Annotated in this window: 12 protein-coding genes; 10 read left to right on the forward strand and 2 right to left on the reverse strand. The window is 64.3% G+C overall.

What is annotated here, in order from left to right; translation table 11 throughout:
* The first annotated feature begins 77 nt into the window (after window positions 1-77).
* The 3 genes from IVB07_RS35550 to IVB07_RS35560 are packed head-to-tail and all read left to right on the forward strand — an operon-like array spanning window position 78 to window position 3,504.
* Window positions 78-1,049: an ABC transporter permease gene (locus IVB07_RS35550; RefSeq protein ID WP_018458169.1), complete on the forward strand. Its 972-nt coding sequence runs from the start codon at window positions 78-80 to the stop codon at window positions 1,047-1,049.
* On the forward strand, window positions 1,046-1,885 hold the full coding sequence (locus tag IVB07_RS35555; protein ID WP_018458168.1) for an ABC transporter permease: 840 nt from the start codon (window positions 1,046-1,048) through the stop codon (window positions 1,883-1,885). The genes IVB07_RS35550 and IVB07_RS35555 overlap by 4 nt, the downstream gene beginning before the upstream one ends.
* A 2-nt stretch (window positions 1,886-1,887) precedes the next feature.
* Entirely contained in the window at window positions 1,888-3,504 is a 1,617-nt protein-coding gene (locus IVB07_RS35560) for an ABC transporter ATP-binding protein (RefSeq protein WP_247364173.1), read from the forward strand.
* 18 nt (window positions 3,505-3,522) lie between these two features.
* On the opposite strand, the gene IVB07_RS35565 is transcribed toward IVB07_RS35560, so the two are convergent.
* A complete protein-coding gene (locus IVB07_RS35565; protein ID WP_083926507.1) occupies window positions 3,523-3,792 on the reverse strand; it encodes a hypothetical protein in 270 nt (89 codons plus the stop codon).
* A gap of 346 nt (window positions 3,793-4,138) precedes the next feature.
* Here IVB07_RS35565 and IVB07_RS35570 point away from each other — a divergent pair, with 346 nt between their 5' ends.
* Window positions 4,139-4,303 (forward strand): hypothetical protein, encoded by a 165-nt coding sequence (locus IVB07_RS35570; protein WP_018458166.1) that lies wholly within the window; start codon window positions 4,139-4,141, stop codon window positions 4,301-4,303.
* Entirely contained in the window at window positions 4,300-4,509 is a 210-nt protein-coding gene (locus IVB07_RS35575; protein WP_007605116.1) for a hypothetical protein, read from the forward strand. The genes IVB07_RS35570 and IVB07_RS35575 overlap by 4 nt, the downstream gene beginning before the upstream one ends.
* Window positions 4,510-4,643: 134 nt before the next feature.
* Here the strand turns inward: IVB07_RS35575 and IVB07_RS35580 are convergent, their stop codons facing one another.
* Window positions 4,644-4,934 (reverse strand): hypothetical protein, encoded by a 291-nt coding sequence (locus IVB07_RS35580; RefSeq protein WP_018458165.1) that lies wholly within the window; start codon window positions 4,932-4,934, stop codon window positions 4,644-4,646.
* Between the two features lie 207 nt (window positions 4,935-5,141).
* Between IVB07_RS35580 and IVB07_RS35585 the strand changes: the two genes are divergently transcribed.
* From IVB07_RS35585 to hemA, 5 genes are all read left to right on the forward strand, one after another.
* The gene (locus tag IVB07_RS35585; protein ID WP_247364175.1) at window positions 5,142-5,462 is read left to right on the forward strand and encodes a hypothetical protein; all 321 of its coding nucleotides are present in this window, start codon (window positions 5,142-5,144) and stop codon (window positions 5,460-5,462) included.
* A gap of 222 nt (window positions 5,463-5,684) precedes the next feature.
* Window positions 5,685-6,410, forward strand: coding sequence for an outer membrane beta-barrel protein (locus IVB07_RS35590; protein ID WP_018458163.1), 726 nt, complete (start codon window positions 5,685-5,687; stop codon window positions 6,408-6,410).
* A gap of 165 nt (window positions 6,411-6,575) precedes the next feature.
* The gene (locus IVB07_RS35595; RefSeq protein ID WP_018458162.1) at window positions 6,576-8,729 is read left to right on the forward strand and encodes a methyl-accepting chemotaxis protein; all 2,154 of its coding nucleotides are present in this window, start codon (window positions 6,576-6,578) and stop codon (window positions 8,727-8,729) included.
* A gap of 95 nt (window positions 8,730-8,824) precedes the next feature.
* Window positions 8,825-9,886, forward strand: a complete 1,062-nt coding sequence (locus tag IVB07_RS35600) for an MBL fold metallo-hydrolase (RefSeq protein ID WP_018458161.1) — start codon at window positions 8,825-8,827, stop codon at window positions 9,884-9,886.
* A gap of 201 nt (window positions 9,887-10,087) precedes the next feature.
* Window positions 10,088-11,317, forward strand: coding sequence for a 5-aminolevulinate synthase (gene hemA, locus IVB07_RS35605; RefSeq protein WP_018458160.1), 1,230 nt, complete (start codon window positions 10,088-10,090; stop codon window positions 11,315-11,317).
* Window positions 11,318-11,374 lie beyond the last annotated feature (57 nt).

Here is an 11,374-nt window from a genome sequence, read left to right on the forward strand (position 1 = left end):
ACCTCTCCCCGCTTGCGGGGAGAGGTGGGCGCTCCGTCTCTGTCGCTCCAGGTCACACCACCGATATGATCCTCTAGATGCTCTCCTTTGTCGCTCAGCGTGTCGCGAAGGGCGTGATCGTCCTGCTTGCGATCGTCGTCCTCAATTTCTTCCTGATCCGGCTCGCGCCCGGCGATCCCGCCGTCGTGATGGCGGGCGAGGCCGGCGCCAGCGACCAGATCTTCGTCCAGCAGCTCAGGGAGAAGTTCGGCCTGGACAAGCCGCTGCCCGAGCAGCTCTTCATCTACGTCAAGGGCATCGTGACCCTCGACCTCGGCTTCTCCTTCCGCCAGCAGGCGCCGGTCGCGAAGCTGATCGGCGAGCGGCTGCCGGCGACATTGCTGCTGACGCTGACGGCCTTCGCGATCTCGCTCGTGCTCGGCATTCTCTTCGGCACCTTCGCCGCGCGCTTTGCCGGAACCTTTCTCGACACCGCGATCACCGTCTTTGCGCTGATCTTTTACGCCATGCCGATCTTCTGGGTGGCGCTCATGAGCATCCTGCTGTTCTCGGTCACCATGGATTGGCTGCCGAGCTTCGGCTACGAGACGGTCGGCGCCAACCTTTCCGGCCCTGCCCATGTGGTCGACGTCGCAAGGCACCTGATTATGCCGGCGATGACGCTCGGCCTGTTTTTTATGGCGACGTATACGCGCATGACGCGAGCCTCGATGCTCGAAGTGAAGCGTCTCGACTTCGTCAAGACCGCGCGCGCCAAAGGCCTGTCCGACGCCGTGATCCAGCGTCGCCACGTCCTGCGCAACGCGCTACTGCCCGTCGTGACGCTCGCCGGAGTCCACTCCGGCACCCTGATCGGCGGCGCCGTCATCACCGAGACCGTGTTCGCCTGGCCCGGCATCGGACGCCTGATGTACGACGCCCTGCTCCAGCGCGACTACAATCTGCTGCTCGGGGTCTTCGTGATCTGCTCCGCCATTGTCCTGATCTTCAACCTCATCACCGACCTGGTCTATCGCCTGGTCGACCCGCGCATCGAATTCTCCATATGAAACAGTTCTGGAAATCGATGTTGAGGAGCCCGAGCGGCGTCATCGGGCTCATCATCCTGCTCCTTGCGATCTCAGTCGCCTTGTTCGGTCCGATGCTGTTCCCGAACTCGCCCTGGCGCATGGTGCAGCGGCCGTTCCTGCCGCCGTTCACGCTCGCGACCGTGCCGCTCGGCACCGATGCACTCGGCCGCGACGTGTTCGCCGGCATGATCTTCGGCGCACGCGTCTCGCTGCTCGTCGGCATGGTCTCCACCCTGGTTGCGCTGGTCGTCGGCGTTCCGATCGGCGCCATGGCCGGCTATTTCGGCGGCAGGGTCGACGACGCCCTGATGCGTTTCACCGAGTTCTTCCAAACCATTCCGAGCTTTGCGCTCGCGATCGTCCTGGTCGCGATCCTGCAGCCCTCGATCTATTCGATCGTCGCCTCGATCGCGCTGGTAAGCTGGCCGCCGGTCGCGCGCCTCGTCCGCGGCGAGGTGCTGTCGTTGCGCACGCGGGAGTACGTCCAGGCCGCGGTGGTCACGGGCCAGAGCAACACCTGGATCATCCTGCGCGAAATCCTGCCGAACACGCTGTCGCCGGTGATCGTGCTGGCTTCGCTGATGGTGGCGACCGCGATCCTGCTGGAATCCTCGCTGGCGTTCCTCGGCCTCGGCGATCCCAATCTGATCTCCTGGGGCTACATGGTCGGTGCCGGCCGCACCGTGATCCGCCAGGCCTGGTGGATCACCGTGTTTCCCGGCGTCGCGATCCTGATCTCGGTGCTCGGGCTCAATTTGATCGGCGAAGGCCTCAACGACGCGCTCAATCCGCGGCTGTCGCGGGAGGGCCGCTGATCATGACCGCACCGCCCGCCGTCTCCGTCAAGAATCTGCGGATCGCATTGCCCAAGGGCGCCGAGCGTCCCTTCGCGGTCGACGGCATCTCGCTCGATTTGCGGCCCGGCAAGATCGTTTGCGTGGTCGGCGAATCCGGCTCCGGCAAGTCGATGTGCGCGCATGCGCTGATGGGCCTGTTGCCGGACACGGTCACCGTCACCTCCGGCGAGATCCAGTTCGAAGGACGCGACCTGCTCAAACTCGACGACGAATGCTGGCGCGATCTGCGCGGCCGCCGGCTTGCGATGATCTTTCAGGAACCGATGACCGCGCTCAATCCGTTGATGCGGATCAGCGACCAGATGGCGGAGATGTTCGAGGCGCACGGGCTGCTCACGCCGAGGGAGCGGCGCGCAAAGGCGCTATCGCTGGCGCGCGAAGTCGGCCTCCCCGACCCCGAGCGCATCGTGCGCGCCTATCCGCACCAGCTCTCCGGCGGCCAGCGCCAGCGCGCCATGATCGCGATGGCGCTCGCGCTCGAACCGGCGGTGCTGGTCGCGGACGAGCCGACCACCGCGCTCGACGTCACCACGCAAGCGCAGATCCTGAAACTGATCCGCAACCTCCAGCGCAATCGCAACATGGCGGTGATGTTCATCACCCATGATTTCGGCGTGGTCGCCGACATCGCCGACCAAGTCGTGGTGTTGCGCCATGGCAAGGTGGTCGAGGAAGGCCCCGCCTCGGCGGTCTTCAACGCGCCGCAACACGACTACACCAAGGCGCTGCTCGCCGCCGTGCCCTCGATGGACCCACCCGCCCGCAGCCCCCTGGACGACCAGGCCAAGGCGGTCGAGGTGATCGGACTGGACAAGACCTACGTCACCTCGGGCGGCTGGTTTCGCGAGGACCGCCGCGTCGATGCCGCGCGCGGGGTTAATTTCAACATCCTCAAAGGCGAGACGCTCGGCCTGGTCGGCGAATCCGGTTCTGGCAAATCGTCGGTGGCCCGCCTTGTGATGCGGCTGATCGAGGCCGACCGCGGCACCGTGCGGATCGGCGAGACCGATCTCACAAAGCTCGCGGGCAAGGCGCTACGCGCCGAGCGCCCTCGCATCCAGATGATCTTCCAGGATCCGTTCGCTTCGCTCAATCCGCGCCGCAAGGTCGGTCATATCATCGCCGACGGCCCGATCGCGGCCGGCACCGATCCGAAAGTGGCGTTCGACCGCGCCCGCGATCTCCTCAAGATGGTCGGGCTCGATGCCGGCGCGCTCGAACGCTATCCGCATGAATTCTCCGGCGGCCAGCGCCAGCGCATCGGCATTGCGCGCGCGCTCGCGCTCGAGCCCGAGATCATCGTCGCGGACGAGGCCGTCTCCGCGCTCGACGTCTCCGTGCAGGCGCAGGTCCTAAGGCTGCTCGAAGACCTCAAGGCCCGCCTCGGCCTCTCGATGCTGTTAATCACCCACGACCTGCGAGTCGCAGCGCAAATCTGTGACCGCATCGCCGTGATGCAGCGCGGCGTCATCGTCGAGCTGAAGCCGACCGCGCAGCTGTTCGCCGCGCCCGAGCATGCCTATACACGCGAATTGCTCGCAGCAGTCCCGGGGCAGAGAGAGCGCGCGCCGGCGTAAGTCAGCCGACCGCGGTTTCTACTTCGTTCGAGGATTCGTGTTGTTCCAGGTGGGGACTGAGTTTGTTACGCCGACGGAGGGCTGGTTGGACGTTCCGATCGACGGCGCCGTCACGGTCCCGACGGTCTGCCCGGAACTTCCGATGGTCCCTTGCTGCACCGGCGCTCCGGTGCGTCCGCTCGTGCTGCCTGGTGTACCCGTCCCCGATGTTTGTGCGTTTACAGCAAGTGGCGCGGCGGCCAATCCGAGAGCAATAAGTGCAGCAATGGTGCGTTTTGTTCTTGTCATGGCTGATCCTTTCGGGCGCGGTCTCTCAATCGCAATGCCGTTCGTCGAGGCGCCCGTGCACTGACTGACCTTACAACTCCACGCGCGAGAAAATGTGCCGCAGTGCCATCATCCCGTGGGCTCAACTCTTCATCACGATGCTACGAAGCGGTCCCCGCCGAACGGATGCGCCGTGCCATCGGCGCATCGCTGAAGGTACCCCGTTCCACCTCAGGAACGGAATAGTCACGGGCTTTTTATCCCTCGTGGCCGCCCGCATGGCTGCAAAGCCGAAGCCGGCACCCCACATCCGCATGAAATGATTTCCATCATGTGATGGTGGATTGAAGATCTAATTGGAGCCGACATGGGCCAGATTATTCAGTTTGTCTCGAAATCCGAGCGCGAGCGCATTCGCCTCATCCAGGAAGCGCGCGCGATCTACGACAGCATCTTCCCGCCGACTGATCCGATGAGCGAGAGATCAGGCGGAGCCGCCGCACGTCGCAGCGACGGGGGCAACCTCGCGTGATCAAAATCATCGCCGTGCTCTGCAACCTCGCCTCTCCGGCGAACTGTCATGAGCAGACCGTCACCACATCCGACTTCGCCGACGTCTCGATGCAATCTTGCCTGATGGGCGCGCCGCAACTCGCCGAATGGATGAACCAGCATCCGGCCGAGCGCCTCGCCGGGTGGCGCTGCGTGATCGGCCAACAGGCCGGGCGGGGAATTTAGGATCGGACGGGCTCTCCCTGAACGATCCGCAATGTCTGGTCCACCGCCATGATCATTGCTGGTCGCACTTTATCATCTTCTTTGGCCTTGCGACCGTCACAGGTGACCGGCATTGGCTCGCCAGACAGGCGCGCCTACCTGACCGGCGGGTTGGTGTTGCTCCAGGTCGGGACTGCGTTGGTCACGCCGACCGACGGCCAGTTATACGTACCGACCGACGGCGCCGTGACCGTCCCGACCGACTGTCCGCTCGACCCGTAGGCTCTGGGCTGTGCTGCCAACGATCCGGCGCTCCCATAGCTCGGAGCCACCACGCCGGTGCTGTAAGCTCGGCTTGACCGGTGCTTCTTGGCCTCAGCCGCGATCGGCGCGGCAAGCAACCCGACCGTGACTAGGGCGGCAATGGCGGGTTTGATGCTTGTCATGGCTGATCCCTTCATTCGCTGTGGGCCCCTTGCCATCTGTTCATTCAGCCGCGGATTTCCATAGGCAGCCGTTCATAACTCCGTGCGCGGGCGGAGGCGCCGGGGAGCGGTCGCACGACTAGCACGCCCGCTCGCGTGCCTCGCCTTCGGATGGACCCGAATCAGCGCTAGTGCATTCACCTCATCGACTTCGCGTATTGAGGCGACATGACCGGTCCCGAACTGAAGCAACTCCGCAACGATCTCTCGGAGGTCCTCGAGCGCAAGCTCACCGCGGCCGACATGGCCCGGCTTTGCGGATTGCCGGAGAAGGGCGGCGCCGACACCATCCGGCGCTGGGAAGTGAGCGGCCCGACACCGTCGGCGACCAAGGTGCTGCGCGTGCTCGCGATGGCGAGCGAGCGCTATCCGATCCTGGAGAAGTTCGACGTCTTCGATCGTCATGACGTGCGCGAGGAAGACCGGCCCGCAAAGCGCGCTGAATTCCGCGAACAGATGCGCGATGAGGCGCGGCGCCGTCTTGGTTAATGAGATGCGCGCGCAAGTTACCCTGATAACGCCGAGTTAAGCTTTCCTTCAGCACTTCTTAAGCCGACATTAAGCACAAAAATCATTTACAGCCCAATAAGTTACGTTGGCTGCCGCTGTGCCATGGATGTGACAGCATTTTCGTCAAAAGCGAGCTATCTGCAAACCAACGACGGCGCGGAAAGCGCGACTGCCGGGGACTTAAGTGTTGGAGTTTGGACTATGAAGAAGATTCTGTTTGCGACCGTTGCGCTGCTCGTGGTGGGCGCTGCCGCACCGGCGGTCGGTGCCGATCTCGGTAACCGCAACTATTATAAGGCGCCCGCGCCCGCCTATGCCGCCCCGATTTACAACTGGACCGGCTTCTATATCGGCGGCCATGTCGGCGGCGCGTTCTCCAGCGACAACAATTTCAGCGGCCTCTCCACCGGCAATAACGGCAACGGCCGTTTCCTCGGCGGTCTGCAGGCCGGTGCGGACTGGCAGTTCAACCCGAACTTCGTTGTCGGCGTCGAAGGCCAGTATTCCTGGCTCTCCGGCAGCGTCGGCGCGGTGTTCCCAGCCGGCGTCGCCTACACCAACGACCAGCGCGGTCTCGGCTCGATCACCGGCCGCGTCGGCTACACCTGGGGTCCGGGCCTGCTCTACGTGAAGGGCGGCTACGCCTATTCCGACAACAACGAGAAGGTGACCGTCGGCGGCGTGCCGACCGGCTTCATCATCAGCGGCGACCACCGCAACGGCTACACCGTCGGCGCCGGCCTCGAATACATGTTCGCGCCGAACTGGTCAGCCAAGGCCGAGTACCAGTACTACAATTTCGGCGACGCCCACTTCACCGCGGGCCCGCTGGCGGGAACCGGCAACTTCACCACCGACGACCACACCATCAAGGCGGGCGTCAACTACCGCTTCAACTGGGCCAACTCGGCGGTCGCGCGCTACTGAACGGTTATCAAAGCCTTATCATGATGAAGGGCCGGCATCGTTGCCGGCCCTTCTTTTTTCGCTGTGCGGAACGCAACGCAACCAATTGAGCAACTTGCGATTTTTTAACCTGCCCCGAGGATACTCCGCCGCGAAAACATAAAGATCATGCGTGGGGGAATTTCGATGGCGATCCGTCTGGGCCTTGGCCGTTTGCTTGGTGGTATCCGGCCTCGTTTCAAAATGCCGACATGGGGCGTGCGCGGCAGCCTGTTCACGGCCTTCGCAGTGATCGCGGGCATGGGTCTCGTGATCGCGGCCGGCGCCGGCTTCGTCTTCAACCATCTCGGCAGCACTATGATGGACCTGAGCGGCCGCGATATCCCCCGCCTTTCCGCAAGCCTTCAACTCGCATCGCAAAGCGCAACGCTCGCGGCGCAGGGGCCGGGCCTGCTGGCGTCGCCGTCCGACGAGGCGCTGAACGAACGCACCAAGAAGGTGCAGGAGATCCAGCAGCTTGCCATGGCCAAGCTTGGCGAGATCATCGAGCTCGGCGCCGACAAGCAGATCGCAACCGCGTTGCGCGACACCGCCAAGAGCATCGACGAGGCGACCCAGAGCCTGGTGTCAGCCGCGCGCGAGCGGCTCGATACCGGCGCGCTGCATGACAAGCAATATGAAGCACTCCGCAAGGCGCAGCTCACCTTCGTCGGTGCGGCCGGTCCTGCCATGCTGGATGCGCAGACGCGTCTGAACGCGATCCTCGGTGCGGCGGAAGTTTCCGCTGACGATGCCACCGAAGCCGCCCGCACCGTCTCCCAGGTCGCGACCATCTCCGCCAACGGCAATCTGATGGCCGCCGACATGATGGCGGCGCTGTCGGCCAACAACAGCGATACGCTGGAGGCGATCGAGAAGGAGTTCAAGGCGACGCGCGACCGTGTCAAGTCGAACCTCGAGGACCTGCCGAACATGGCCTCGATGCAAGCGGTGCGCGACACCGTGCAAAAGCTGTTCGCCTTCGGCGAAGGCAAGTCCGGCGTGTTCAAGATCCGCCAGAAGGAGCTCGACGCCATCGACTACGGCCAGACCATCCTGGACGAGACCCGCAAGCTCAATGTCGGCCTCGGCATCAGCGTGCAGCAGCTGGTCGAGGGTGTGCAGAAGGAGACCAACGCGTCGACCTTCCAGGCGCGGCAGGAGATCTCGCTCGCGACCACCGCGATGCTGGCGCTCGGCGCACTGACGCTGGTCGGCTCGGCGCTGTTCGTCTGGCTCTATGTCGGCCGCAACATCCTGCGCCGCATTCGCGAGCTTCAACGCGCCATGCAGTTGCTCTCGGCCGGCGACCTTGACACCGAGATCGTCCGCTCCCGGCAGAACGACGAGATCGGCGCGATGAAGGAAACGCTGACGGTGTTCCGCGACAGCATGATCGAAGCCCGGGCGCTTGCGAGCGAGCAGGACAGGGATCGCATCGCCAAGGCCGAGCGTGCGGCGCAGATGGAGGCGAAGATCGCCGGGTTCGAGAGTACGGTGCGCTCCGCACTCGACAATCTCGCGCAGTCGGCCAATTCGATGCAATCGACCGCGCAGAGCATGTCGACCACGGCAGACCAGTCCAATGCGCTGGTGAACGCGGTTGCCTCCGCAGCCGAAGAGACCTCGGTCAACGTGCAGACCGTATCGTCAGGCACCGAGCAGCTCTCGTCCTCGATCGAGGAAATCAGCAAGCAGGTCGTCACCTCGGCCGCGATCGCCAGGAAGGCGGTCGACGAAGCGGGCGCGACCGACGCCACCGTGCAGAGCCTCGCCGACAGCGCGAGCCGCATCAGCGTGGTGGTCGACCTGATTCAGACCATCGCCTCGCAGACCAATCTGCTGGCGCTCAACGCCACCATCGAGGCGGCGCGCGCGGGCGAAGCCGGCCGCGGCTTCGCGGTGGTCGCCTCCGAGGTGAAGAGCCTCGCGAGCCAGACCGCCAAGGCCACGGAGGAGATCCGTAGCCAGATCGCCAGCATGCAGTCAGTGACGACGTCGGCGGTCGGCGCCATCCAGGGCATCGGCCGGATCATCGGCGAGATCAACGACGTCACTACGACGATCGCCGCCGCCGTCGAGGAACAGGGCGCGGCGACACGCGAGATCGCCCGCAACATCCAGCATGCGGCCGGTGGCACCAGCGAGGTTTCCAGCAACATCGTCGGCGTCTCCACGGCTTCGGCGGAAGCCGGCGCAGCGGCGAACGAAGTGCTCGGCGCCTCCGACGCGCTCCGCCGCGAAGCCGACATGCTGCGCGGAGAGATCGACGCGTTCCTCAACAACATGCGGGCTGCGTAAGGCGCCGTTCCGTAGCCCGGAATGACCGCTATGCAGGCCGCGCCAGCGTTCTTTTTCGGCTGGCGCGCCGTGACGGGCGGGTTTAAGCCGGTAGGATGAACGCAAAGACCGACACCGTGCAGTCCTCCGCCGACGCCCTGCGCTATCCCTGGGAACAGCATCCCGGCCCCGAACAGGTCGTCGAGGTGAAGCCAGGAGTGTTGTGGGCGCGGCTGAAGCTGCCGTTCCGCCTCAACCATGTGAACATCTACCTGCTCGCCGATGGTGACGGCTATGCCATGATCGATGCCGGCTTCGGCAATGAGGAGACGATCGAAGCCTGGACGAAGCTGTTCGACGGGCCGCTGAAGGGCGTCAACATCACGCGCCTGATCGTGACCCATTCCCATCCCGATCATGTCGGTCTGGCCGGGTGGATCGTCGAGCGGTTCAACTGCCCGCTCGTGATGTCGCAGGTCGAATATCTGCAATCGGTCTATCACCAGAACCGCGGCACCGAGGAGCGGCAGGAAGCGCAGCGGCTGTTCTTCCGCCGCCATGGAATGGACGAGTCGCTCACCGAAAAACTGCTCGGCCGCGGCCAGGACTATCTCAAGCGCGTCTCGGTGCTGCCGCCGTCCTACCGCCGCATCTCGCATGGCGATGACGTCGTGATCGGCACGCGCCGCTTCAAGGTGATCACCGGCGGCGGTCACGCGCTCGACCAAGTGATGCTGTACTGCGCCGACGACAAGCTGTTCCTCTCGGCCGACCAGGTGCTGAGCAAGATCTCGCCGAACGTCAGCGTGTGGGCGGTCGAACCCGACCAGAACTCGCTCGGCGAATATCTGGCCTCGCTCGCCCGCCTCACCACGACTCTCCCCTATGACGTGCTGGTGCTGCCTGGCCACGGCGTGCCGTTCTACGGGCTCAAGACCCGCATCAAGCAGCTCGCCGATCACCATGAGGAGCGCTGCCGCCTGATCGCGGAAGCCTGCCGCGAGGTGCCGCAGACCTCGCGCGCCCTGGTGCCCGTGGTGTTTAACAAGCACGTTCTGGACGAACATCAGATGGGTTTCGCTGCCGGCGAACTGGTCGCCCACGTCAATTACATGATCGTCGAGGGCCGGCTGACGGCCGAGACGCAGGACGGCGTGTTGCAGTTCAGGACGACCTGAGCGCTGACTTCAATTCAGCGGATGGTGCAGAGCAACATTGCATCTCGCGCGAACTTGATCCGGATCAAGTTTCAAATCGCACGATAGGGCATTTTGCCCAAATGCCCCGCAGGTCCAAATGTGGGATAGCGCATAGACATTGGAGCTGGAAAAGCTCTAAGGATATGCGGGTCTTTGGTCGGTTCCGCTGCAGGTTTGACGATGGATTACGCCCAGTTTTTCAATTCCGCCCTTGATCGTCTCCACACCGAGCGGCGCTACCGCGTGTTCGCCGATCTCGAGCGCATTGCCGGCCGGTTCCCGCATGCGCTCTGGCACTCGCCCAAGGGCAAGCGCGACGTCGTGATCTGGTGCTCCAACGATTATCTCGGCATGGGCCAGCACCCGAAGGTGGTGGGCGCGATGGTCGAGACCGCGACCCGCGTCGGCACCGGCGCCGGCGGCACCCGCAACATCGCCGGCACGCATCATCCGCTGGTGCAGCTCGAGGCCGAGCTCGCCGATCTCCACGGCAAGGAAGCCTCGCTGCTCTTCACGTCCGGCTACGTCTCGAACCAGACCGGCATCGCGACCATCGCAAAGCTCATTCCGAACTGCCTGATCCTGTCCGACGAGCTCAACCACAATTCGATGATCGAGGGCATCCGCCAGTCCGGCTGCGAGCGGGTCGTGTTCCGCCACAACGACCTCGCCGATCTCGAAGCACTGTTGAAGGCTGCGGGCCCGAGCCGGCCCAAGCTGATCGCCTGCGAGAGTCTTTATTCGATGGACGGCGACATCGCCCCGCTCGCTAAGATCTGCGACCTCGCCGAGAAGTACGGCGCGATGACCTATGTCGACGAGGTCCACGCCGTCGGCATGTACGGCCCGCGCGGCGGCGGCATCGCCGAGCGCGACGGCGTGATGCATCGCATCGACATTCTCGAAGGCACGCTGGCCAAGGCGTTCGGCTGCCTCGGCGGCTACATCGCCGCCAACGGCCAGATCATCGACGCCGTGCGCTCCTATGCGCCGGGCTTCATCTTCACCACCGCGCTGCCGCCGGCGATCTGCTCGGCCGCGACCGCCGCGATCAAGCATCTGAAGACGTCAAGCTGGGAGCGCGAGCGTCACCAGGACCGTGCCGCCCGAGTCAAGGCGATCCTCAACGCCGCCGGCCTGCCGGTGATGTCGAGCGACACCCACATCGTCCCGCTGTTCATCGGCGATGCCGAGAAGTGCAAGCAGGCTTCCGACCTCTTGCTCGAACAGCACGGCATTTACATCCAGCCGATCAACTATCCGACGGTCGCCAAGGGCTCCGAACGCCTGCGCATCACGCCCTCGCCCTATCACGACGACGGCCTGATCGATCAACTCGCCGAAGCCCTGCTGCAGGTGTGGGACCGCCTGGGTCTGCCGCTCCGCGAGAAGTCGCTGGCGGCGGAGTAGGCTTCTTCGCCTTCTCTTTCGATCTAAGTTTCACCGTCCCGGAGCTACCCCCTCCCC

Origin of the sequence: Bradyrhizobium sp. 172, from assembly GCF_023101065.1 — a bacterium.
Lineage (GTDB): Bacteria > Pseudomonadota > Alphaproteobacteria > Rhizobiales > Xanthobacteraceae > Bradyrhizobium > Bradyrhizobium canariense_D.